27 protein-coding genes are annotated in these 24,999 nt (G+C 39.0%); 20 read left to right on the forward strand and 7 right to left on the reverse strand.

Translation table 11 applies throughout. From position 1 onward, the window contains the following. Positions 1 to 66: 66 nt before the first annotated feature. The 6 genes from bfr to gmk all read right to left on the reverse strand — a co-directional run bounded on the left by bfr (position 67) and on the right by gmk (position 5,037). Positions 67 to 531, reverse strand: coding sequence for a heteropolymeric bacterioferritin subunit Bfr (bfr, locus tag AC5YCE_RS09590; protein ID WP_496125796.1), 465 nt, complete (start codon positions 529 to 531; stop codon positions 67 to 69). A gap of 307 nt (positions 532 to 838) precedes the next feature. Beyond that, positions 839 to 1,033, reverse strand: coding sequence for a bacterioferritin-associated ferredoxin (locus AC5YCE_RS09595; protein WP_496171893.1), 195 nt, complete (start codon positions 1,031 to 1,033; stop codon positions 839 to 841). A 217-nt stretch (positions 1,034 to 1,250) separates the two neighbouring features. Beyond that, complete coding sequence (locus AC5YCE_RS09600; protein WP_496171894.1) at positions 1,251 to 1,637, reverse strand: RidA family protein; 387 nt, start codon at positions 1,635 to 1,637, stop codon at positions 1,251 to 1,253. A 117-nt stretch (positions 1,638 to 1,754) separates the two neighbouring features. Beyond that, entirely contained in the window at positions 1,755 to 3,857 is a 2,103-nt protein-coding gene (locus tag AC5YCE_RS09605; RefSeq protein WP_496171895.1) for a RelA/SpoT family protein, read from the reverse strand. A gap of 202 nt (positions 3,858 to 4,059) precedes the next feature. Beyond that, a complete protein-coding gene (gene rpoZ, locus AC5YCE_RS09610; RefSeq protein WP_496125781.1) occupies positions 4,060 to 4,341 on the reverse strand; it encodes a DNA-directed RNA polymerase subunit omega in 282 nt (93 codons plus the stop codon). Between the two features lie 75 nt (positions 4,342 to 4,416). Then, on the reverse strand, positions 4,417 to 5,037 hold the full coding sequence (gene gmk, locus AC5YCE_RS09615) for a guanylate kinase (RefSeq protein WP_496125782.1): 621 nt from the start codon (positions 5,035 to 5,037) through the stop codon (positions 4,417 to 4,419). A gap of 134 nt (positions 5,038 to 5,171) precedes the next feature. Between gmk and ispH the strand changes: the two genes are divergently transcribed. From ispH to rplS, 20 genes are all read left to right on the forward strand, one after another. Next, positions 5,172 to 6,122, forward strand: coding sequence for a 4-hydroxy-3-methylbut-2-enyl diphosphate reductase (ispH, locus tag AC5YCE_RS09620; RefSeq protein ID WP_496171896.1), 951 nt, complete (start codon positions 5,172 to 5,174; stop codon positions 6,120 to 6,122). 163 nt (positions 6,123 to 6,285) lie between these two features. After that, positions 6,286 to 6,729 carry a prepilin-type N-terminal cleavage/methylation domain-containing protein gene (locus AC5YCE_RS09625; protein WP_496171897.1) on the forward strand — a complete coding sequence of 148 codons (444 nt, stop codon included), beginning with the start codon at positions 6,286 to 6,288 and terminating at the stop codon, positions 6,727 to 6,729. Between the two features lie 133 nt (positions 6,730 to 6,862). Then, complete coding sequence (locus AC5YCE_RS09630; protein WP_496171898.1) at positions 6,863 to 7,306, forward strand: GspH/FimT family pseudopilin; 444 nt, start codon at positions 6,863 to 6,865, stop codon at positions 7,304 to 7,306. Further along, positions 7,303 to 7,848, forward strand: coding sequence for a type IV pilus modification protein PilV (gene pilV, locus AC5YCE_RS09635; RefSeq protein ID WP_496171899.1), 546 nt, complete (start codon positions 7,303 to 7,305; stop codon positions 7,846 to 7,848). The genes AC5YCE_RS09630 and pilV (AC5YCE_RS09635) overlap by 4 nt, the downstream gene beginning before the upstream one ends. Then, positions 7,848 to 8,840, forward strand: coding sequence for a prepilin-type N-terminal cleavage/methylation domain-containing protein (locus AC5YCE_RS09640; RefSeq protein WP_496171900.1), 993 nt, complete (start codon positions 7,848 to 7,850; stop codon positions 8,838 to 8,840). The genes pilV (AC5YCE_RS09635) and AC5YCE_RS09640 overlap by 1 nt, the downstream gene beginning before the upstream one ends. Next, positions 8,837 to 9,637, forward strand: a complete 801-nt coding sequence (locus AC5YCE_RS09645; protein WP_496171901.1) for a pilus assembly PilX family protein — start codon at positions 8,837 to 8,839, stop codon at positions 9,635 to 9,637. The genes AC5YCE_RS09640 and AC5YCE_RS09645 overlap by 4 nt, the downstream gene beginning before the upstream one ends. Before the next feature lie 51 nt (positions 9,638 to 9,688). Continuing rightward, positions 9,689 to 13,582 (forward strand): pilus assembly protein, encoded by a 3,894-nt coding sequence (locus tag AC5YCE_RS09650; RefSeq protein WP_496171902.1) that lies wholly within the window; start codon positions 9,689 to 9,691, stop codon positions 13,580 to 13,582. Between the two features lie 12 nt (positions 13,583 to 13,594). Beyond that, a complete protein-coding gene (locus AC5YCE_RS09655; protein WP_496171903.1) occupies positions 13,595 to 14,056 on the forward strand; it encodes a type IV pilin protein in 462 nt (153 codons plus the stop codon). Beyond that, positions 14,037 to 14,540 carry a type IV pilin protein gene (locus AC5YCE_RS09660; protein ID WP_496171915.1) on the forward strand — a complete coding sequence of 168 codons (504 nt, stop codon included), beginning with the start codon at positions 14,037 to 14,039 and terminating at the stop codon, positions 14,538 to 14,540. Before AC5YCE_RS09655 ends, AC5YCE_RS09660 begins: the two co-directional genes overlap by 20 nt. A 284-nt stretch (positions 14,541 to 14,824) precedes the next feature. Further along, positions 14,825 to 15,271, forward strand: coding sequence for a pilus assembly FimT family protein (locus tag AC5YCE_RS09665; RefSeq protein WP_496171904.1), 447 nt, complete (start codon positions 14,825 to 14,827; stop codon positions 15,269 to 15,271). Beyond that, positions 15,268 to 15,786 carry a type IV pilus modification protein PilV gene (gene pilV / locus AC5YCE_RS09670; RefSeq protein ID WP_496171905.1) on the forward strand — a complete coding sequence of 173 codons (519 nt, stop codon included), beginning with the start codon at positions 15,268 to 15,270 and terminating at the stop codon, positions 15,784 to 15,786. The genes AC5YCE_RS09665 and pilV (AC5YCE_RS09670) overlap by 4 nt, the downstream gene beginning before the upstream one ends. 1 nt (position 15,787) lies before the next feature. Beyond that, the gene (locus AC5YCE_RS09675) at positions 15,788 to 16,747 is read left to right on the forward strand and encodes a PilW family protein (RefSeq protein ID WP_496171906.1); all 960 of its coding nucleotides are present in this window, start codon (positions 15,788 to 15,790) and stop codon (positions 16,745 to 16,747) included. Next, the gene (locus AC5YCE_RS09680; RefSeq protein ID WP_496171907.1) at positions 16,744 to 17,508 is read left to right on the forward strand and encodes a pilus assembly protein PilX; all 765 of its coding nucleotides are present in this window, start codon (positions 16,744 to 16,746) and stop codon (positions 17,506 to 17,508) included. The genes AC5YCE_RS09675 and AC5YCE_RS09680 overlap by 4 nt, the downstream gene beginning before the upstream one ends. A 15-nt stretch (positions 17,509 to 17,523) precedes the next feature. Then, positions 17,524 to 21,363 (forward strand): pilus assembly protein, encoded by a 3,840-nt coding sequence (locus AC5YCE_RS09685; protein WP_496171908.1) that lies wholly within the window; start codon positions 17,524 to 17,526, stop codon positions 21,361 to 21,363. A gap of 4 nt (positions 21,364 to 21,367) precedes the next feature. After that, positions 21,368 to 21,811 carry a type IV pilin protein gene (locus AC5YCE_RS09690; RefSeq protein WP_496171909.1) on the forward strand — a complete coding sequence of 148 codons (444 nt, stop codon included), beginning with the start codon at positions 21,368 to 21,370 and terminating at the stop codon, positions 21,809 to 21,811. Further along, positions 21,805 to 22,257, forward strand: a complete 453-nt coding sequence (locus AC5YCE_RS09695; RefSeq protein WP_496171910.1) for a type IV pilin protein — start codon at positions 21,805 to 21,807, stop codon at positions 22,255 to 22,257. Before AC5YCE_RS09690 ends, AC5YCE_RS09695 begins: the two co-directional genes overlap by 7 nt. 149 nt (positions 22,258 to 22,406) lie before the next feature. Next, positions 22,407 to 22,664, forward strand: a complete 258-nt coding sequence (rpsP, locus tag AC5YCE_RS09700; RefSeq protein WP_496126709.1) for a 30S ribosomal protein S16 — start codon at positions 22,407 to 22,409, stop codon at positions 22,662 to 22,664. 25 nt (positions 22,665 to 22,689) lie between these two features. Further along, complete coding sequence (gene rimM, locus AC5YCE_RS09705; RefSeq protein ID WP_496126708.1) at positions 22,690 to 23,238, forward strand: ribosome maturation factor RimM; 549 nt, start codon at positions 22,690 to 22,692, stop codon at positions 23,236 to 23,238. A gap of 42 nt (positions 23,239 to 23,280) precedes the next feature. Beyond that, positions 23,281 to 24,021, forward strand: a complete 741-nt coding sequence (trmD, locus tag AC5YCE_RS09710) for a tRNA (guanosine(37)-N1)-methyltransferase TrmD (protein WP_496171911.1) — start codon at positions 23,281 to 23,283, stop codon at positions 24,019 to 24,021. A 143-nt stretch (positions 24,022 to 24,164) separates the two neighbouring features. Then, positions 24,165 to 24,542 carry a 50S ribosomal protein L19 gene (gene rplS / locus AC5YCE_RS09715; protein WP_496126706.1) on the forward strand — a complete coding sequence of 126 codons (378 nt, stop codon included), beginning with the start codon at positions 24,165 to 24,167 and terminating at the stop codon, positions 24,540 to 24,542. Between the two features lie 243 nt (positions 24,543 to 24,785). Here rplS and AC5YCE_RS09720 read toward each other — a convergent pair. Beyond that, on the reverse strand, positions 24,786 to 24,999 hold a 214-nt coding region (locus AC5YCE_RS09720; protein WP_496171720.1), incomplete at its 5' end, for a transposase.

Below are 24,999 nucleotides of genomic sequence, written 5' to 3' on the forward strand. Positions count from 1 at the left end.
GTGAAGCCCAATAAAAATCCCCATTATGGTGTACATAGCGGGGATTTTTATTGCTCAATTTGAAACTTAAATTTGGCTTTGAATATAGTTTTCAATACCAACGCTTTCAATCAAATCGATTTGAGTGGTTGTCCAATCTAAGAATTCTTCTTCTTTCTCTAAAATTTCTCGCAATAAATCACGGGTCACATAATCCAGAGTCTGTTCCGCAAGTTTGACCGCAGATTGAATCGCTTCGATATTTTCTTTGACTTTACGCACGTCGCAATTTAAAACTTCAGCCGTGTGTTGGCCAATATAAAGTTTACCGAGATGTTGTAAGTTGGGTAGACCTTCTAAAAATAAAATACGCTCTATGACTTTATCTGCATGTTTCATTTGGCGGATTGACTCTTTGTATTCAGCAGAGCCTAGCTTTTCGATCCCCCAATCATTAAACATGCGTGAATGTAGGAAGTATTGATTGATCGCGGTTAAGTGGTGATACAACACTTGATTCAGTTGGTGAATAACGTCACGGTTGCCTTTCATTGTTCTTGCTCCAAAATCATCTTGTGCCTTATCAAGGCAATCCATAGGGAGCATCTTACATGATCTAGAGGGATACTGACGAGTGATTTATAGAACAGCAAATGAAAATCGCAATCAAATCCACTTGGGATCACTATCTATCAAGTTCGAAAATGAACATGGGAAAAATTAATATGGATAGTTGAATAAAAAATAACCCCGCTTGAGTCAAAGCGGGGGGAGAAATTTTTTTCAGCGTATTATTGTTATTCGGTATTATGTTTTGGTGTTGTATTTTTAGTTTCGACAATCAAAAAATAGTTTGGCTTTAAGCGGCAATCGAAATTTGAGCAGCGATTAATGATAGCTCTTCGTTGATAATACTTTTCGCTTCAGGAGCACAGCGCCCACAGCACGTGCCTAAATCTAATAGCTCACGAACTTCACGATAAGTCTCAGCACCATTTGCCATGGCATCTTTAATATCTTGATCTGTAATACCACGACATAAGCAAACGTACATTTTTGTAGAACCACAATGTTAAATGCGATAACTAATATTATTGATAATTATTATCGTTTGTCAATGAAATTCATTTAAATTCTCATTGATAGTGATTGGGTTTTTGAATAAAAAGATACCAACTTATCGGTGGTATCTTTTAAATATCTGTATCTATTTGAATTAAAAATAGATATATAAAATTTAATTTATTGTAAATTCAATTCTTGCTGCTTGCTTATGATTTGGTGATGATGACTACACCATCCATTTCAACCAAGGCACCTTTCGGTAGACTTGCAACACCCAAAGCTGCACGAGCTGGATAAGGTTGAGCAAAGTATTCGCCCATGATTTGGTTAACCAATTGAAAGTTTGAAAGATCAGTGAGGAAGATATTTAGCTTTGCAATATCAGCCAGCGACCCACCCGCAGCTTCACATACTGCTTTTAAATTATCAAAAACACGACGAATTTGAGCTTCGATGCCTTCAACCAATTCCATGCTATACGGATCTAAACCGATCTGACCCGATAGATAAAGCGTTTCACTGACGAGAATCGCTTGAGAGTAAGTACCAATCGCAGCAGGCGCATTTTCAGTATGAATCACTTGGCGGGACATCAATTTCTCCTTTATTTCATCTCATTTCATCATAAAGGATCAAAACGTTTCGTCAAACATTAAAGTGACTTAATTTAGTCATTTTGATTAAGCTACTGTATTCAATTGAATATAGGATTAGCCAGCTTTTGAAACTTCAGGTACAGCCAATGGCATGTGCTGACGTGATATACGTGGGAAACCGAATTGCATACGTAATTCACGAATGATTTGCGCAATTTGCTGACGGTTGTGTACCACAATATCTAAATAGGTTTTTGATTCGTATTTACGGACAGACTCGATCCCAATTTTTGCTTTTCGGCAAATGTAGATCAGTTCAGACACCTGTTCATCATTTAAAACAATATCGATGCGAAGGTAAGCATTAAAGTTAATCTCTGCTTCCTCCTCATCGTTCCACTGTAGTGGCATGATGTTTTCAGGGTGTAAATGTTGCTCATGCAATAAGTTATGACAACGCGAACGATGCACAATCAAACCACGACGGGATAAATGCCCTTGAATAGGATCGCCTAACACAGGGTTGCAGCAATGTGCATATTTTACATCGACGCCGTCTGTGCCTAAAATCAGACGAGAACTTTGGTTTTGATCGGTTTGATCTTGGGAAAAGAGGTGATTTGCAACCAATTGAGGCAATAAGTCGCCTACAGCGATTTGTTCATATAAATCGTTTCGATTTTGGATATGACGCCATTGTAAAAGCTCATGCCAATCCGCTGGACTCAAATCTTTTACGGATAAATTAAATAGCTTCAAAGCACGATTCAGGGCTTGTTGACCGACTAATCGCTGCTCCTCAATATCTTGTTCTTTCAATATGTTTTGGATGGAGCGACGGGCTTTTTGAGTATTAATGAAACTTAACCAATCTGGATTAGGTGAAGCAAGAACATCGGTGATCACTTCAATCACTTGCCCACTGGTAAGCGGGGTCGATAAAGGTTTTGTTTCACCATTAATCTTTACGCCGACCGCATGGTTGCCCAAAAACAAACTGGCAGAATAGGCAAAATCAACTGCGGTCGCACCTTGTGGTAACTCGTGAAGTTGACCATGCGGGGTGTACACCCAAATTTTGTCTTGATGTAAATAATCCAAAAGATCACTAAAGGTCGTCTTCGCACAATCACCACCGACCAAGGTGTTTAGGTTTTTCATGGATGCTTGAATGGCAGAACGACAGGTTTGAGGTGCATTTTCACCCAGAACAACACCGAAACGAGCTGCTTTACGCATCAACTCTGTTTGAATGGTGAGTGATAATGTAGTTTTTTCACCTTTTAAGCGAAGCATCAGCGATTGATTGCCACCAGGAAGAGGATAGCGAATATGATCTTGGAAGCTCAAGACTTGGAAGTTTTCCTTTAAAATATCAACCAAGCGGTCACAGTCTGCGATGCTTTGTAAAATAATTTCAAAGGCATGACTATGTGTTAATTCTTGCAGATCAATTTCATTTTTAACAAAGTGTCGGATCAGCTCAATATTGTTATTTTTCTTTTTAATTCGACCTGGAACGCTAAATTCGACGAGGAGTTGATTGAGGTTGATCTCCCAAGTCGTTTGATATTTACAACGTTCAGGTTTTGTCTGTAAGAGCGCTTCTTGGACATTATTAAACATGTCCAAATCTAAGTTTTGATAACACAGATGCTCAAGGTTATCTGCCATTTCATTCATACCCACCAAACGCGCCATCGGTACAAAAATATCAAAGGTTTCTTGAGCGATGCGTGCACGTTTATCTGGACGTAATGATTCAAGCGTAGTCATATTATGATAGCGATCTGCTAATTTAATAATAATGACACGTGGGTCTTGTAGAGTCGCCTGCAATATTTTTCGAAATGAAGCTGCTTTGTTATATTCTTTATCGCTTGAATGGCTCAGTTTGGTCACACCATCAACTAACTCAGCAACGGTCTTGCCAAATTTCTCAGTGATGTCTTGTTTGTTGAAATCAGTATCTTCAATGACATCATGCAGCAGTGCCGCCATTAATGTTTCGGCGTCTAAACGCATGTGCGCTAAAATACAACTGACTGCAATGGGGTGTAAAATATATGGCTCACCACTTTTTCGGGTAACACCATCATGTGCAATATCGGCATAATCGCAGGCAAGCAAAACCCTCTCGACATCAGCTTCAGATAAATATGCGTCGATAATGATTTTCAGTTGTTGCTTGGCTTCGCTGACCATTGGGCCTGGCATATTGCACCTTTTGTATTACAGAATTAACAAAAAATAAAGACATGTATTCATCAATCAGCATATCGCGTGGATTGTCAATTTGCTATTAAATAACTCATCTATTTATTTAACAAATTTTTCGGTTCTTGTCGATTGATTCTCTTAAAAAAAGACAATAAAAAAGCCCAGTAAAAATACTGAGCTCAATTATATAAATTAAAACTTACTGGAAAGAAAATCCGTCTAAGTTCAAGCTGTTAGCAGATAAAGCAAGATCTAAACTTGAAGTTTGATAATCTTGATCACGATGCTTAAGAATATCTTTGCTTACATGACCTTCAGCAATTTCACGCAATGCGACAACAGTCGGTTTATCGTTATCCCATTCAACAGTAGGTTCGATACCTTGACGAGCAAGTTGACGCGCGCGTTTGCTTGCCACTAGTACAAGCTCAAAGCGGTTGTCTACATGGTCTAAACAATCTTCAACGGTTACGCGTGCCATAAGAATTCTCGTTTGTGTGTAAAATTTTAACAGACTGAACAGTATAAATGCCTTCGTCTATAGACTCAAGTTTAATCAACGTTTCGGTGTAATTAATTTTTGAATCAGTTCTTGGTGACGGACTGCTTGCTGGGATAAAGCAAGGCGATTTGCATTAATCACCGATTCAAGATCGTGCAAAGCTTTATTAAAGTCATCATTTAAAATAATGTAATCGAAATTGACGTATTGCTGCATATCTTCAACCGCACAGCTTAATCGGTGTTCAATCACATCCACCGCATCAGTACCACGATTAGATAAACGTTGACGTAAATCAAACTGTGTAGGCGGCAATATAAAAATTTGTTTTGATTCAGGAAATAGTTTGCGAACTTGTTCGGCACCTTGCCAATCAATTTCAAGTAAAACGTCATGTCCTTTAGAGAGTTGCTTCTGCACAGTCTCTTGAGAAGTACCGTAGTAATTCCCAAAAACTTCAGCATATTCAATAAAACCACCTTGGTTTACTTGCTCTAAAAAAACTTCTTTAGACGTGAAGTGGTAATGTACACCTTCAAGTTCACCAGGACGTTGTCCGCGAGTCGTATGTGAAACAGAAACGTGTAAGTTGCTTACGCGCTCAAGTAGGGCTTTTACTAGTGATGTTTTGCCTGTTCCAGATGCAGCAGAAACGACAAACAAGAGACCCGACATGATATTTTTCCTGATATGATAAAATATCTTCTCTATTTTAGAGTAGACGGGTTTCAAACAAAATAGCTATTCGCACATTTGTTTGCAAATTTATTGTGAATCGTCCGAAAAATTAAGTGAGCATCGAGGATCCTATGGAAATTGTATTGGCGAATCCACGTGGTTTTTGCGCAGGGGTAGATCGTGCCATTGCGATTGTAAATCGCGCGCTTGAAACTTTTAGTCCACCGATCTATGTTCGCCATGAAGTAGTACACAATAAATTTGTTGTCGACGACCTACGCCAGCGTGGCGCAATTTTTGTTGAAGAGCTTAATGAAGTACCTGATGATAATATTGTCATTTTTAGTGCACATGGTGTATCTAAAGCCGTTCAAATAGAAGCGCAGCGCCGTGGTTTAAAAGTCTTTGATGCAACGTGTCCTTTGGTAACCAAGGTGCATATTGAGGTCACTAAGTATGCGCGTGAAGGTGTTGAGGCAATCTTGATCGGCCACGAAGGGCATCCAGAAGTTGAAGGGACTATGGGTCAGTATGATCTCAAAAATGGTGGTTCAATTTACTTGGTTGAAGATGAAGATGATGTTCGGGCTTTAGCTGTAAATAACCCTGAAAAACTCGCTTTTGTGACTCAAACGACTTTATCTATAGATGATACGGCGAAAGTCATTGATGCATTGCGTCAAAAATTCCCTGCGATTCAAGGTCCTCGTAAAGATGATATTTGTTATGCAACGCAGAATCGACAAGATGCTGTACGCGATTTAGCAAGTCAGTGTGATGTGGTTTTAGTTGTAGGCTCGCCAAACTCATCGAATTCCAATCGTTTACGTGAGTTAGCAGAACGAATGGGTAAACATGCTTACCTCGTTGATAATGCAGATGAGTTACAACAGCAATGGTTTGCAAATATTGCAACAGTGGGTGTCACTGCTGGTGCTTCAGCACCTGAGATTTTAATTAAACAAGTCTTACAGCGTTTACAAGATTGGGGGGCGAGTGTGCCTCAGGAATTGGCAGGCAGAGAAGAAAATATTACCTTTAGTTTGCCTAAAGAGCTTCGCATAAATGTTATTCAGGCTTAACAATAAAGGTAATAAAAATAAAGGTAATAAATAGCAATAAGGTAGGGTTATTTTTTAAAAATGTGATTCTATCTACTTTTCTATACCATTTATCTGCACTATTTTGTTTTTTTGTAAAAAAGGTTTAAATTTTTATCATTAAATGAACCATATAGTGATAAGAATGAAGACTTTAAATGGTGGTTTCACCTTAATTGAGCTCATGATTACCCTAAGTGTATTTGCTATTGTGTCGACTTTAGCAATTCCAAATATTGTTCAATTTTTTGAGAAAAAGAATAGCTTGAATGAAGCTCAAAAAATTGTCGCAATGATGAATGAAGCGCGGGAACAAGCCGTTAAAATAAAACGCAATGTGAATTTTCATTTTACGTCCAATGATCGTCAAAGCGATTCATTGACGAACTACTATTTGAACTCTAATGAGTTACTTTTTAAAAATTCATATTCAATTCAGTTTGACATGACAGGGCGTGTTAAATACCAACCTTCTATTCAATGTATCGATGTTGCTCATGTAAATCATTCAAATTATAAGATGAAACTTGAGATTACGCCGTTAGGTGATTTTACTCTGGTTGAGACTGATCAAGGTTGTTTAGCTTAATTTGCAACCTTAAAGAATGATAACTAAATCCCAGTTATCTTGAATTTAGTACATTTCATCTAAACTGTATTTATTTTGTGGTATCACAACCATATTATTGTAATTAAAAGATAAGAAGAACTTTGGGGAATAAATGATCAAATTACGTCAGGGTTTTACCTTAGTAGAGCTAATGATTGTGATCGCGATTATCGCAATTATTGCTTCAATCGCAGTACCCAGATTTCAAACATCAATTGAAACACAAAGGTTAAACACCCAAACTAAAGACCTTATTCTTCTTTTAAGTACGGCGAGAAACCAAGCACTCACTTTACGTCAAGGCGTTGCAGTAAATGTAAATTCGTCGAGGGATAATACCAATCTAGAATTTAACTGGATGCCAGAAGATAACAATAAGATCATTGAAAAAACAACAGCTTTCTCAATTACATTTTTACCCAATGGAACAGTTGAAAATTTTAATGCAACAACGACAAGTATTAGTATTTGTAATTCTGTGCTTAAGAAGTCCAAAAGAATAAGCATATCAAGAATGGGTAGTGTTTCAATGCTCACAGATGGGACATGTACATGAATAGAAAAAATCAGACTGGTGTGGGCATGATTGAAGTACTGGTGTCACTACTCATTATCGCAATCGCTGTCATGGGATTTGTGGCTTTACAAGTTCGTGCTATTCAAGCCTCACAAGATGCTGTTATTAAAACCCAGGCAATGCATTTTATGCAGTCAATTTCAGAAAGTATGCGTATAAATAATCAGTCTAAAGCAGATTATTTGACCAGTATTAATACCTATTCTTTGAATACAACTAGCACACCGCTGACAGCAACTAAACAGTGCAACCAAGTGCTATGTACGGGTTCTGAGTTTGCAATGTTCGAATCCTATGACATTTCCAGACAAGCGCAAGAGTATGGGATTAGACTTGCCATTGCCACTTGCCCTGGTATAGCAACGACGACACCTAATAATTTAAGGCGCTTATGCTTATTTTCTGCTTGGGATAAAACAACATTTTCGGGAAGTGTAGCGACAATAAATTATTCAAACTGTATGAGTAATACAGGAAGTTATGTTCCGTCTTCACGTTGTTTGATGATGGAGGCCTACTGATGAATACAAAAAATAAATTACAACAGGGTTTTACTCTAGTTGAATTAATGATCTCGATTGCTTTAGGATTAATTGTAGTTGCTGCAGGATTATCTTTATTTATTAATGGTTTAAAAGGTTCTAAGTTGCAGGAAGGTGTGCTTAATATTCAAGACAGTGGTATCTTTGGACTTGAATATGTGGCTGATCACCTAAGATTGGCGAATTATCAAAATGTGGAAAATAGAATTTTAAATGACCAAACTCCATTTGGTGGCATCATTTTTACTACGGGTTTACCAACCGCAACAAACGTCAATTTGGCCGTTGGTAACACGAATGAGACGACTGCTTATAGTAATGCAATACTAACTCAAACTGCTGATGTGGAGGGGGGGAGTTCAGTTGGAAATACAGATAGAGGAAGTGATCAATTAACGATTCAGTTTGTAGCACCGCAAGATATGCATAATTGTGAAGGCAAAACTATATTTAAAGGAGATCGCGTTATTCAACGTTATTTCCTCAGAGTCGATAACAATTTGCCTGCTTATGATCAGAACTTACCCCGTTATGGTTTGGCTTGCGATGCAAATTCGCCCGCTACGACTGCAGCAAGTGTTCAACGGAATCCTAAGTTTTTGACTGGTTTTTCTGCGGATAATGATGGAGAAATTATTATTCCTGATGTGGATTATTTCGGATTTCTTTTAGGTGCTCGAGTAGGTAATGATTTTAGATACTTCACTGTTCAAGAGTATCGAGATGCCGTAGCAGCAGCTCGAACAGGAAATACACAAATACCAGCTGTTGAAGTAATAAAAATGTCAGTATTGGTTAAATCATCTAATGAGATTACAGGCTCAGAGATAGATCCTAATAAAACTTACTCAATTTTGGGACGAGATATCAAGCTAAAAAAACCGACTGATACAAATAAGCAAAATAAATTTGCACGGCAGATTTATGTGAAAACAGTTGGTCTTCGTAATGCATTGGGAGACAGGCTATGAATCTTTATTCACATCAAAAGGGCGTAACACTGATTACAACCATGATTGTATTGGTTCTGGTCACCGTTATAGGGACACTTGCTGTACGTTATGCAATGACGGGTTTGAAAATTTCAACAAATAGCCAAGTGACGCAACTGTTAAACCAATCTGCTGATACGCCTTTGTATATTATCCGTAATATGGAACCAAATACTCTCCGTCGTTTAGATAATGTTATCGGGCTTGCATTAAAGAATGGATTGTCTGATCGTGAGTATGTGTTCTGTTATCGACCTAAGACCCAAAAAAATTTCGCGCAAATAAATAATGTTGCTCAAATATCACCTTATACAACCACTGGTGAAAAGATCACGACGGATCAGATGCGCTTGATTCAAGGTAATGCAAATAGTTTTTGTTCGCTTACTACAGATTATGGTAGTGCACGAGATGCTGTCGTCACTCAAGTAGCGGTTTCTTTAATTTCGAATGAGAGTGGAACTGTCGAGAAAGGGCAATTTTTGCCTGAGGGAACTAACGTAAGCGGAGCTTCTCATTTGGGACAAAATTTAACGGGAAATTACAGGTTTAGAGTTAAAACTACAGCAATGTTACCAAGTTATTCAACTACAAGTTTAACGACAGTTCAAGATGAATGTTTGGGGACAACGAAACCAAGATTAAATGACAATCAAGACCATCCAGAACTTAGTACTTTAGCAGATTGTCTACGTCAGTATGGAATTGCTGTAGAGTCGCAAATACAAGAATTTAACTTAGCTACTGATTTAGTAGAAGTTTCAAAACCAACTTAAAATTAAGATGTAATAGAAATAGGGCTCGTCGTTAAGGACGTAGGGGGAAAAATGAAGACTTCATATTTAAGTCAAATCATAAAATTATATGTTTTAGGCGGAGCTCTATTAACAGTTGTGTCGCCATTAAGTGCTTCAGATCTACAGATATATGCAGGTCCAGGTACTGACGGTCAAAAAACCCTGATTATGATGCTAGATCGATCGGGTAGTATGGGGATGATTGCAGATGATTCAGCTAATAACTCGATTGTTGAAGATTATGATGAATTTAGAAATACTGATGGAACAGGGAACTATGCTTTATGTAGTGCAACTGGGGCTGATGGTAAAACTAAATTTGAACAAGATCTTGAAGGGGACATAATATTTCCTGAGATAACGTATACGAGAAATTACTGTCAAGTTTCAGGGGGGGAGAAACGGTATGATCGTTTAAGTCGTCTCAAAGATGGGATGTTTGCAATGTTGAATAGTACAGATTCCGAACTTGAAAATGTCTACATAGGATTGGGCTATTACTCCAATAATGACCATATTTCTGGCGTTATTAAGGTTCCTGCACGAAGGCTGGGGACTGTAAATTCTGAGCACAGAAAATTACTCAAACAAGAAATTGCTAGTATTACTGCAGGTTATTCTACACCAACTGCACATGCATATGCTGAGGCTGCAGCGTATTTGTTAGGTACAAATACTGTTGATCCAACGATAAATTACCAAAAAAGAAATGCCCTAGAAGTCTGGGGATCTACCGCTTACAGGGTATGTGAAAGCTTTGTAGATGGAGAGTGTATCTCCGGTTGGAGCAGTTATATTTATGATATGGCTAATATGCCTAGTTTGTCTAATTATACTGAATATGCTTCTCGAACACAGGATTCATGGTCTATAAAAAACTACTCCTCAAATACATTTAGTGAAGCTTCTTCTTCTTATCCAGCAATTAGTGGCTTTGCAAATTCTGTTTCAACATCAAAAAACTCTACCAATTACATTAGTCCATTACCTGAAAACAATGCTACGTGCGATGGACAGGGTATTTATATTTTATCAGATGGGCAACCTAACTATACAGATAATATCCAGTCTGCAGCGATCATGGCAAAATCGTTAAATGATACCTCCTTTTCTTGTGATCTAGCTGATGGGTTAACAAATAGCGGGGGAGGCTGGAAGTGTATGGGAGCCTTCGCTAGAAAATTATACGGTGGTACTCATCCTAAGCAACGCCCAATTCAAACAGCTTTTGTTGGTTTTGGTAAAGATTTTGCAGGAGATATAAACACTTCATCATCCGTTGGGACACTTAATGCATGTCGCTTAGGATCAGCTTTAGTTGGGGATTCATGTTCTTATTGGTCAGTCAAAACAGATCAAGAAGAAGTTACGAATGCCGAAACAATTTTTAGAAATAGTGAAACTGGCTTCGGTAATGGAGGCTTTTTCCAGGCCAAAACGACAGAAGAAGTAACAACTAGCGTATTAAGGGTGATTCATGGCCTAGGTCAAGGAACAATTGAACCTCTCACCACAGGTGCATGGTCGGTGCCTGTTGATGACTTAAATCCAACGGGTGTACAACCTTTTGGATATGTGCGTACCTTTAAACCTAATCCAGGTTCAGATGATGTACTTTGGGCGGGGAATCTCAAAAAATATCATGTGGTCGATGGTGTTTTAAAGACTTCAGTTGATGAAGATGGCACAAACATTTTCAATATCAGAGGTGAATTTGATTTATCTGTTAGAGATATTTGGGGTGAATCAAGTAATGAAGGAGGCGATGTTTATAAAGGGGGAGCGTATGCCAATATCAGCATGCCGACCATTGCAAATCCGACCAATATCCGAAATCTTTATACCAACTATACTGTTAAAGACGATGTTTTAAGTAATGACTTATCAAGTGATGCATCGTTATTGAAAATTCCTGCGGGCATCAAAAGTGATGAAAGAACGATTGCTTATATTGCGAATCAATTCACTGAAAATCCAGTCATTTTGAAGTTTTCAAATCAATTGAAACGAAAATTACTGAATTTTTTGGGTTATAACCTTGAAATTAATGATGTTGCTGTACCGAATGCAGAGCAATTAGCACAGACTCTTTTAGAGACTGAGTGGAATAGTTTTGGTGGTATTTCACACTCTATGCCAGTTCAAGTCACGTATTCAGGTACTTTGGATGCCAATGGCGAATTACAGTCAGATCGTAATCAATCAGTCTTATTTGGAACGATGGATGGTGCACTTAGGCTGGTAACCGCTGATCAAGGTATTGAGCAGTTTGCATTTATTCCATCGGATATATTAGAAGATTCTTGGCAATCATTAGCATTGAGAAAAACGTCAACTCATGAGAATGGTGTTGCACATGGTACTGATGCAAGTTGGGTAGTGGATCCAGTCTACAATTTTGAAGAAACTACAGATAGCCAAAATAACCCAATTACCAGAGTAAAAGCAGAAAAAGTTTCTATCTACGGTGGTTTAAGAATGGGTGGAAGTAGTTACTATGGTTTAGATATTAGTAATCCATCGTCCCCTAAATTTAAATTTAGAATCAATCCATCTCAGGATGAATATGGTTCTATGGGACAATCTTGGTCAAAACCAGTATTGGCGAATATGAAAGTGGATGGAAAATTTAAGAGAGTCATAATTGTCGGAGGCGGTTATGACATGTGTTATGAAGATCCGCGCTTCAAGCTAAATACGGACTATAGTGCAGATTTGACTAAATCTTCAACATTTAGAAACAGTTGTTCAAATAAGACAAAAGCTAAAGGAAATGCAGTTTATATAATTGACGCTGAAACAGGTGAGCGTTTACTTTGGGTCAGTAATACGAATGCAGACTTAAATAATGAACATATGGTGCATAGTATTGTAAGTGATATATCTACAGTAGACACTGATGGCGATAACCTGGTGGATCATCTTTATTTTGGTGACTTAGGTGGTCAGGTTTTTAGAGTTGATTTAAATAATACTAATAATACCGCTAATTCACAGAGTTTTGGTGTTCGTGCAGTGCGATTGGCAAATTTAGCGACTGACGTAGAAGGTCGTGATATTACGAATGGAGATAATCCACGTTTTTATGAAACACCTACTCTAACCATGCATCGTGAACTGAACCAGAAGTTTTTATTGGTCGGTATTGCGTCTGGTGATCGTAGTTCTCCGTTGGATGTTGCACCTGTAGGTCGAGATAGACCCGAAACGCTAGGTGAGGCATTGACTGGGCGTCCAACCAATAATGTATACGGGATTATTGATGTGGATGTGATGAGATCAGATATCAATACGAACTATAGCGCCACATTAACTTTAAACAACATCACCATGGAACAGATGCTGAAAGATCCTCAAGTTGTTGCAAAAACATCGGGAATAGCAGCAATGCGCTCAAGCCTATATCCATATGCATCCGTAAATACTTCGGTTAATTATGGCTGGTATCGTTCGTTATCAAGTAATGCTGATGGGGTGGAAAGAAGTGCAACTGGAGCATTTAGAAAAGCTGGAGGAATTAAGGCATTTGAAGCACCTACTGTGATCAAAAATACACTCGTTCTTTCTACCTATGATCCTGAGAGTCGTAGTTTAGGTGAGTCAAATCCTTGCCAAGTGAGGGTTATTGGTGAGTCATTCAGACAGTATTACTGTTTACCTTTCGGTGTGTGCTTAGACAAAGCTGGAAACTTAGATAGCGTTGCTGAAACAAGCACAGGGTGGAGGCCAGCTACAGAGGAGGATAAGTTAGGCAATGAAGTTGTATCAGCAGCATTAGGTAAAGGTATTTTAGGAAATGCTTTGGTAGCTAAAGAGTCAAGTCAAGGGAATTGTGGTGGTCTTCAATTAGGAGGCAATATCAGCGGGACTGGTGAATGGGCGTGTATCTCTCAGACAAAACCGATGAATTGGTATGCTAAATAAGTGGGTGGCTGAATGAAAAGAAACAAAGGATTTACACTCATTGAGCTTATGATTGTGGTGGTTATCATTTCGGTGATTGCCGCAATTGCTTTACCGAGCTATCAAGAGTATGTATTAAGAAACCATGCTAAAGCTACTGAAGCAAGAATGTTGCAAATTGCTCAAGCACTAGAGACTTACAAGTCTCGCAATTTTAGTTATCGAAACTATAGTCCTACGACTGAGGCAGTTGGTGATCCTGCAAAATACAATATTAATATAGTGGGTACAGCTTCGCTCGATAAGGATGGAAAGATTGTCACCACTAGTCTTGCTACGGAAGGAACAGGATGGGTGATGCGAGCGACACCAGTAGATGCTAAAAATTATACTTATCTATTTAATAGTCAAGGGGTGAAGTGTCGTAATAAATTGGCTTCAAAAGTGACTTTTTTAGATTGTGGAGCGGAGAGTGATGGTGGCGAAACTTGGTGATTCGAAAGGTTTTACTTTAATTGAGTTGATGATCGTAGTCGCTGTTATTGCGATCATTACGGCAATAGCATATCCAAGCTATACCAATCATGTTAGAAAGACTAAGCGTGTTGAGATGCAAACACACTTAATACAACTGGCTCAAAACATTGAAAACTATAAATTAGCCAATCATAGTTATATAGGTGTGGATCTCGATAACTATGGGGGAAGTACATTTCCAACGCAAGGTGATGTAAATTATAACATTACTTTGACAGATGCTAATGGAATCGGATTAGGTACTGCTGGGGCAGATCCACAATCGTGGTTACTGGTTGCAAGACCAAATACAAGTAGTGGGCAAAAAGGCGACGGTGCAATATCCATTCATTCTAATGGCGTGAGATGCTGGTTTAAAAAAAATGATGCTGCAAAAGTAACCAGTTCAAAAGATAATGATGATCAAGTAATACCACCTGATAATTGTACTGAAACTTGGTAATGATATATTTTAAAAGCGGATATTTAAATATCCGCTTTTTTTATTTTAAAAATAAAAAAAAGATTATAATTGATTTTATTTTATACAACTTAATAGTTGATTAATTCCATCAGAATTAATTGTGTTTTTATTCAAGAATAAACTTAATAGTGTGATGTTAATCTATTTTTTAATTATTAAAAATAACGCTTGTCTGATTATTAATGTGCTCTGTCGTTATATTAATTGAATATGAAATCACTTGAATGTTATTGTAATCACGCCAAAAGGTTTTGGGGAAACTTGTGCGCATTAAATCTGGATTTACCATAATTGAGTTAATGGTCACGGTTGCTGTAATTGCAATCATTGCAACTATTTCTGCACCATCTTTTAGTAATATGATTGTGCATCAAAATTTAAAAAAAAGTACTACTGAACTGATTAGTATTTTAAATCAAGCCCGCTCAAAAGCTGTACTTGAACGTCGAATGATAGAAATTGAATTAAAATTAAAAGAAGAAACAATATTACCTATTAATACAGATATTAAAATGCACTGGATGCCTTATGGTTCAGTGTATTTAAAAAACAGTCCAACAAGTATTCACTACGGTTTAAATGGTGGTATTCGTAATGCGACTACTGACACCATTATTACCCTCTGTAGTGAACCAAAAGGTAAAGCCCAAATTATTAATATTTCCAGAATGGGACATATTCAACAAGTCACAGAAGGGACATGTGAATGATGCAATATCGTCGTCAACTTGGTGTTGGCTTAATGGAAGTTCTTGTTGCACTTTTAATTTTATCGATTGGGGTGATGGGGTTTATTGCACTGCAATATCGCGCCGTTGAAGCAACAGCTGAAAGTAGTTCACGTATTCAAGCTATTAATTTAGCACGTGATTTAGCTGAAAGAATGCGAGTGAATCGTGGTGCTGAAAACACTTATATTGATCAATTAAATACTGCAAGTCAGCAAATCAACTCTACCGTCAATTGTTTTACAAACAATTGTTTAAGTCATCAACTTGCTGATTTTGACGTGGCTCAAGTCGCTCGCAAAGCTAGAACAATGGGTATGACGGTCAATATTCTTGATTGTCAAGGTAATGCAGATGGGCGTAATTGTATCTATGTTGCTTGGGATGACACAGCAGCGACAGCTGCTGCCTCAGAAGCTTCTCCAGAGGAAGGGGATTGTACTTCTGGAACATCATATGCTCCCAACTCGACTTGTTTGATCATGGAGGTCTACTAAAATGAAAAATCAGGTCGGCTTCACCTTAGTTGAGTTGCTGATTGCATTGGCCTTGGGATTAATTATTGCTGCATCTGCAACAATGCTCTTTCTAACGGCTTTAAAAAGCCAAGCCTTACAAACAGGACAATCAGGTTTACAGGACGATGCAAATTTTGGGCTCAATTTTATTTTAAAAGATGTCCGTTTAAGTAATTTGAATACAGTTCAATCCAGTATTAATGATACGACAGCTTATGGTGGGTTGGTTTTTACAGCTGCAGATGGTTTTAATCATTCAAATTTGCCAATAGCTGTTGGAGCAGATCATCTTTCTAGAAGCAATGTAAATGCATCGAATGTTGTGGATGTTCAAAGTGACCAGCTTACGATTCAGTTCTTACCGCAATATATTTGGGATGATAAAGAAACCACCAGTGCCACGGATGATCGTTGGTATGGTGGATTTGATTGTGAAGGCAATGCACTTGAATTCACACGAGAGCAAGGTCGTCAAATGGTGGTGCAACGTTACTTTTTAGCTGTTGATGAAAATGCGGGTGATTCAGAGCCTAACCATCCTTTGGCGCTCTTTTGTGACGCTGGGCATTATGCTCTAGAAGGTACACCGACCAGTATTACTAACTTTGATCAAGATGAGCAAATTATCTTAAAGCGTGTGGATCAATTTCGAGTGTTGTATGGCATTCAAAATCAAGAAAATCACCGCTATGTCGATGCGAACACGTATTTAAATCTAGACTCGCCAAGACCACGAATTTTGTCCGTTCAGTTAGGTATTTTAATGCGATCACTTCAATCGGTGGGACGCGATCAAACTTTTGCAGATGATCAAGTTTTCCAAGTACTCGATCAAGCCGTCCAAATTACTGAACCTACTAATAATGCTCCTAAATATGTACGTCAAGTGGTCACACAGACTGTTGCATTAAGAAATACATTTGGGGAGCGTGGACAATGATGCGTAATCAACATGGTGCAACTTTAATTGTTGTCTTGTTTTTATTACTGGTAATTACAACTTTGGGAACTTTAGCAGTCAAACAGAGTGTCGTTAGCTTAAATATTGCGACCAATAGCCAAGCTCAACAACTGCTTACCCAAAATGCAGACTCAGCATTTTTCAATATAGAACGTGAAGACAATATTATTCAGTCACTGAGCGCGAGTGGTATGTTCGGTTATATCAGCGGTGTCAATGATAAGGAAAAAGAATTGGTGTTCTGCTATCGCGGTGCAGAAAGTAAATTCTTTGATATTAGCCGTGCAAGTATCATTTATTGGAAAGCAGGTGCTTCAGCTCCTACAAATAATGAGCTTGGAACAGCGGGTTACTGCGATGCAGAAGAGCAAGAAACGAACTTCTTTACCAGTGGGCGTCGCGTTGTCATGACGCAAGTCGCGGTGAAATTTTCGAGTATTTCGGAAAATGATCCATTCTTCGGTGCGCAATTTGGTACCGATGAACAAATCGTAAAATTTGATCGCAGTAAGCCTGTGAAAGTATTTGCGGTATCTGTAATGCCAACCCTTTCAACAGTTGATCCTGAAGATATTAATAACTGTTTTAGTAATCATATGAGTGATGTTGTGGTTCCTGATGGGACAACTGTTGCTATCGATGCTGATAGTCGTCGAACGGTGACAGAATGCTTGAGTGATTTAAACGTACCTTTTACTTCACATGCGACTGAGTATGTGATTGTTCAAGACTTTGTATAGATGTTGGGGAATGAAATGAAAAAACAAAAGCTTAATTTTTTAGCTTCCTGCCGTTACAAAGTTTTAGCAGCCAGTATAACAGCAGGCACAACTGCACTAATTGCGACTAGCGTCAGTCAGGCTAGTGATATTGATATCTATCAGAATGCAAAGTCAGGTGATGTGACTTTGATGTTTACATTGGATATTTCAGGGAGTATGGGGGCACCGCAACAAATAGGTGATAAAGATTCATGTGACGTTCCAAGTGGGGTTACTATTGCACGTAGTGATCGAGAGTTATCAACCAATGGTTCACCAAGTTACTATCGCTATTATTGTGAAGCTATAGATACACCAACATATAAATATAGAAAGGAAAGGAATAGAAGTCGTTATTGGGCATGTACTAACGAAAGTAATACTCGATCAAATTGTAAATGGGGAAGTCGATTTGACAGTGCTCCAAGTGATTTAAGTTCTTTATATGTTGAAAGAACAAATAGTTATGATTATTACTATGCAGGTATGAGCCGTAAATACTATGACCGGATTACACGAGTCAAGGATGGGATGTTCGACCTGCTACATGGAAATGCTCAAAAAAATATCACCCCTTTGACAGATGATAAAGTAATCGGATTAACAACATATTCAAGACCTACAGGTTTTGACAGCGAGGGACGCCCGAATACTGCTGATAACGTAAGGGGTCAGGTGCGTATTCCAGCAAGACAGCTCGGTACGATTATCAATGGTAAGACCCAGCGACAATTAATGTTAGATGAAATTGCAAAATTAGGGGCACGTGGTGGTACACCTACAGCACATGCCTATGCAGAAGCTGTAGCGTCTTTATGGGGTACAACCACCAAAGGCGCAACAAATAGCGGGTTTGATTATGCTGGTTCAGGTGTAACATCTGGCAATAACTATATCATTCCAACCAGTATTCAAAATCAAATTGATGATCCCAGCAGTAGCCAATGTAGTGGTCAAGGCGTCTATGTACTGACAGATGGCGTGCCGAGTAATAATGAACAAGCGCGTGACTTAATGCGAAAAGCGCTAAATAATGATTCTTTTTCTTGTACTAACTCAGCAAATGGGTGGGATTGTATTCATGCCTTTTCGCAGCAAATAAAACGATCAGCTATACATCAAGGTCGCCCTGCATTAAAAACAGCAGTCGTAGGTTTTGGTAGTGAATTCAATAGTATTCCTTCGTTTAGTAAAGAGTTATCGCAACAGGAAAATATTAGTAATATTAATGGCTCAGATGCCGACAGTGATATCAAGAATGCCGCAAGATGGGGTGTTTTATCTGATGGGGGATGGTACTCAGGCAATGAATCTAAAGATGTCGTAGACAGTGTGAATGATTTTATTAGCACACTATCTCAAGAGATTCCATCAGTGACTACTGGTTCACCAACTGTTCCACGTGATGCATTAAATCCTGCAGAACTTCAAGACGATGCTTATTATCAAACTTTTCAACCAACGCCCGATACAAACTACCAATTGTGGCTAGGGAATTTGAAAAAGTATCAAGTGTCGGATGGAGGGATTCTGGTTGGTAAAAATGACAGTCGTGTTTTCAACACAGATGGTAGTCTACGAGAGCCCACTTTAGATGAAAATACTGGAAATATAAGTTCTGCTGTTTATGATTTTTGGGCTAAGTCGATTGATACTGGTGTTGAAAATGCCGATGAGAATACCATTGGTAGTCGTAAATTTTCTGCGAAAGGTGGTGCTTGGTCGCAACTGGTTTTAGGGGCTAAAGAGGATAAAACAGCAGAACGTAAATTGTTTACCAATCGTAAGGCTTCGACTGGCGATACGACTCATTTTGGTCCTACGGGGGAATTAAGACAGGTTGAGCTTGATGATTTAACCGATGCAACTTACGGCTTGGATCCAAATCGAGGTTATTTGGTTTCACTCTTAGGATATAACCTTGATGTCAATAATCCACCAACCAGCGTAGATGATTTAATTGCTTCTCCTGCATTAAGACAAATGGGTGCAGTGATGCATTCTGAACCAGTGCTTGTGACCAATAAAGGTAAGTTGTCTTACAACGCAACCACTAAAGCAATGGAATCAGTTGACCGTGAAGACTATATCTTATTTGGCAGTACGCAAGGTCTATTACATGTTGTAGATGCTGAAACAGGCAAAGAGAAGTTTGCATTCGTCCCTGATGAAATGATCGAAAACCAAAAAGAAGCATTTCGTTTATCGAGTGTGACCACGGGCGGAATGGAAAAGCTATTCTATGGTATTGATGGTGCATGGTCATTATATACACAATATGTTGTAGATGAAGATGGCAATCTGGTGGTCGGCGAAGGGCGTGGTGAGAATCAACATGGCGTTCAAATGGCTTATGGCGGATTACGCATGGGTGGACGAAGCTACTATGCTTTGGACTTAGCTGATATTGATAACCCTGAATTAAAATTTCATATCGATCCTGCATCACAAAAAGTGTACAGCGGTAACTCTGCTAAGACTTTTAATGAGCTGTCTTATATGGGACAAAGCTGGTCGAAACCATCAATAACATGGATCAATTGGGGTGGTGAACGTAAGCGCGTCATGTTTGTCGGTGGCGGTTATGATGCTGGAGGTGAAGATGGTGATGCACGTACCAATGGTGTCAAAGGTTTGTACGCGGGTTATGAACATCACGATTACAACCAAACCAACAAAAGAGGTGCTGGCGTCTACATGTTCGATGCGGAAAATGGTGACTTGCTCTGGTGGACCAGTGACAATGTTGCAACCACTTCACCAGCAACGACTGAATCTGGCGTAATTGCTACAAAGCATAGTGAATTAAAATATAGTGTGGTGAATGAAGTCCGTACCGTAGATCGTGATGGTGATGATCTGGTTGATCATATTTATTTCGGTGATTTAGCAGGGCAGTTATTTAGAGTAGATTTTGATAATAAACAAACTAAATTGGGTGCAATTGCAAAGAATCCTATTCGATTGTTTGATTCAATGAGTGATGCTACTGATAGGTCGAAAAGCCCACGTTTCTATGAGATGCCAAGTTTCTCTCTCTATAACCAAGATGGTGAAACTTTCGCTGTAGTGTCAATTGGTAGTGGTAATCGAAGTACCCCACTTCAAGACTTTATAACAACTGAACTAAACTATGATTATGATGCGATTTATAACATCTATGATAAAGATGTCGCACGTCGTAATTTATTCACCTCATCTACACGTCATACAGTAAATTTAACTAAAAATCATTTAGGTGAAATTACTGAACTTAATCGTTTTGAAAATGAGGAATTGGTTGCGAGTTATAAAGATAAAGATGGTTGGTACTATCGTTTCCAAAACTGTACAGCAGGAGTAGACGGAACGCTTTCAGGCTGTAGTGGCTATAAAAAACAAAGTGAAAAAGTTTATGGCAAGCCTTTGGCCATGAACTACAAGCTTTATGTTTCGACTTTTGATTCGAGTAAACCTGGTATTTCGGGTGATTGCGGTGCGGGAGTGAAAGGTGAAAGTATGATCACTGCCTTCTGTTTGCCTTTTGGCCAATGTGCGAGTCAATTAAGTGATGCACGTGGCGTATTGGGTGTCGGTATTCATACAGTCACCGTCGGTGGTCAAAAAGGGAGTAGTGCAGATGATACAGATGATGAAAATCCACTTGAATGTGAGGGCGAGACTTGCCCACCGCCACCTGCAAAAGGGAATACCAGTGCCAAAAACTATTGCATCAGTACTAGTGGGCGTATTGCATTGACTGTAACCGGTAGTTTTGGTGAAGGTGAGGCAACTGAGATGTGTTTAATTCCACAGCGTTGGTATGAAAAGCTAGGTCGCAAAGGTGAGCAATAAGGGTATGAAGACTCCATTTCCATCTCACTCAGGTTTTACACTTATTGAAATGATGATTGTTGTCGTTGTGATTTCAATTCTGGCCGCAGTCGCTATTCCTTCGTATCAAGAATATGTGCGCCGTGCAAATGCTAGTCAAGCTCAGGAGCAATTACTTCAAATCGCAGTCGAGTTAAATAAACATAAATCACGTAATTTTAATTACTTGAATTATCAAATTCCTAATGAGCTTTCTGTTGCACCGCGCGGTGCGACGGGTGCTGCGATTAAATACAAAATTGCTTTAGCTGCTGGAACAGGTCAGTCTTGGGTGCTGACTGCGGAGAGTCTGGATGGTTATAACTATAGCTTTTTAATGTCGCATACAGGAGTGCGCTGTAAAAATAAAACGCTTAAAAATATTGATGTCGATAGTATGACATGTGGTGAGGGACAGGATTCATGGTGATACGATCTCGCGGGTTCACATTAATCGAATTAATGATTGTGGTCGCATTAATTGCCATCATAGCAGCGATTGCTTATCCGTCTTATCAGGAATCAGTGCGTAAAACCAAAAGAACTGAAGCTCAAGCTGAAATGTTAGAAGTCGCTCAACGATTACAACGTTTTAAAATTGCCAATTTCTCTTTTGTACCGATTGTTAATGACGAAGAAGTTCCTGTCGATCTTACCCAGTTACAACACTCTGGGGTAATGCCAAGCCAAGGGCAAAGTTTATATACTTTAGCGCTCACTAATGTTACCCCCACTTCTTGGACACTGGTCGCTACACCTATTAATGGTCAGCACATGGAGCATGATGGAGTCATTTGTTTGAATCATCGACAGCAAAAGTTTTGGTCTAAAGGAATCACCGCTTGTGCACTAGATGCTAACTCAAGCTGGAACTGAAAATAATTTAAATTCTAAACTGTGGACAGCGCATATTTATTCTTCCCCTTTTTTAGAATTTAAAGTAAAATACCGCCCTCTATGAAAGGGGTTTGAAATGTATCGATGGTCGATACACAGATAATCCGTAAAAACTATAAGGTTCTATCATGGTTGTAATTCGTCTTGCACGCGGTGGTGCTAAAAAACGTCCGTTCTATCAAATCATTGTGACTGATAGCCGTAATGCACGTGACGGTCGTTTCATCGAACGTATTGGTTTCTTCAACCCTACAGCTCAAGGTAAAGCAGAAAAAGTTCGTTTAGATACTGAACGTTTTGCTCATTGGGTTGCTCAAGGCGCTCAACCGTCTGAACGTGTTGCTTCTTTAGCTAATCAAGCTAAGAAAGCTGCAGTTGCTGCATAATTTTAAATTAAGTAGTAGGTAGCCCATGAAACCAACACAGAATGTTCCCGAAGATCGTATTCAGATTGGACAGTTACGTTCAGCATATGGATTAAATGGGTGGCTCTGGATCTATTCCAATACAGAACCTATGAGCAACATCTTTGATTATCTTCCTTGGTATATTGAGACTAAAGAAGGTTGGCAAAGTGTCGATGTAAAACGTTGGAAACCGCATGGTAAAGGCTTGGTTGTTTCGCTCAAAGGTGTAATTGATCGCACCGGGGCAGATAGCTTGGTTGGAACTGATGTATGGATTTCAAAAACGCAAATTCCGAAAGCAGGAATGGATGAGTTCTACTGGTCAGATTTGAAAGGCTTAACAGTGTTAGGTTTGGATGAAGCTGAACAAGAAGTCAATCTCGGTAAAATCCATGAAATGTTTGAGACAGGTGCCAACGATGTGATGGTGGTTCACGCAACACCAGAGAGCGTTGATGCTGAAGAGCGTATGATTCCATGGCATAAAGATGTGGTACAGCGTGTTGATCTAGAAGCTGGTCGTATTTACGTTAATTGGGGCGTAGATTACTAATCCTTTAAGGATTAATGCATTTCGAAAATAGAGGAATCTGCGATGTTTTTTGCAGTGATTACGCTTTTTCCTGAAATGTTTGAAGCGATTACAGCCTATGGTATTAGCGGGCGTGCAGCAAAACGTGATTTGATACAAGTCCATTGTATTAATCCTCGCGATTATGCTGAGGGCAACTACAAAAGAGTGGATGAACGTCCATTTGGTGGTGGTCCAGGTATGGTGATGATGGCTGAGCCTTTGTCTCAAGCAATCCAACATGCCAAAGAGCTTGCGACGCAAGCAGGTATAGTGAACGTTCCTGTGGTGTATATGTCTCCACAAGGAAAGACCTTAAACGAAACTGCAGTCAAAGATTTTATCGAATATGATGGATTGATTGTACTGTGTGGACGTTATGAAGGTGTCGATGAGCGCTTAATCCAGCAATACGTTGATCAGGAATGGTCAATTGGGGATTATGTACTTTCTGGCGGTGAACTCCCTGCGATGGTTTTATTAGACAGTATTATTCGGAGACTTCCGAATGCTATATCCGATGAGCAATCACACGTACAAGACTCATTTGTGGATGGTCTATTAGATTACCCACAATATACAAAGCCAGATCATTTTGAAGGTTTGGATGTGCCTGAAGTACTTAAATCAGGTCATCATGCAAATATTGAAAAATGGCGGTTTTTGCAACGCTATCAGCGTACACTTGAGCGCCGCCCAGAGTTGGTGGAACAAGTCGAGTTGACCAAGCAGCAAAAAAAATGGCTCAAGGATTCGGATATTTAAATTTTTTAAATGTTCTTTAAATCGGCTTTTTATGCATTGAAGTGGTCAAGCATAAAGAGAAAGTTAAACGGGTAACATGCGCTTTAGCCTCTATACCCCGCGGGCATCAGACCTCTTCTGAACCGCAATATCGGAGATACCCCATGAGCGGTAAGCATCCTTTAGTTCAAGCAGTTGAAAATGCACAATTAAGAACAGATCTTCCTGCGTTTGCGCCAGGTGACACTGTTATCGTTTCTGTAAAAGTTAAAGAGGGCGACCGTGAGCGTCTTCAGGCTTTTGAAGGTGTTGTCATTGCGATTAAAAATCGTGGTATCAACTCTGCGTTCACAGTACGTAAAATTTCTAGCGGTGTTGGTGTTGAACGTGTTTTCCAAACACATTCTCCAATCGTTGCTAAAGTTGAAGTGAAACGTCGTGGTGCAGTTCGCCGTGCGAAACTTTACTACCTACGTGAATTGTCTGGTAAAGCTGCGCGTATCCGCGAAAAATTACCAGCTCGTAAAGTTAAAGCTTCTTAAGTTTAGGCTAAAGTTAAGTTTTATAACGAGTTAAAAAGTGCGCCGATAGGCGCACTTTTTTTTGATTAAATTTTATAATCTTTGGTTTTTAAACGATTCGCATATTGACGGTGCACTCGAACAGGATTTGCTGAACACAAACTGCGGATACCCCAAAAGTGCTTCATCTCATCAAAGTGATTCCAAGTGTAATTATCTTCAATCACTTTACCGAAACGTGTATAGCCAAATATGAAACATAAGCTACATCATCTTAAATACGATATCCAGAGCTTCCTGAATGGTTTTATTGTTCTGAGCAATGATGTGCCTGACTTTACTTTTTAAGACAGACCATGCTTTTTCAATAGGATTGAGGTCGGGACTATACGCAGGTAGATAAACGATTCTTGTTTTATATTTTGCTGCTAAATCATCAATCGCTTGACCTTTATGAATTGAGGCATTATCGAGAATC

Source organism: Acinetobacter sp. CY79 (assembly GCF_059515845.1).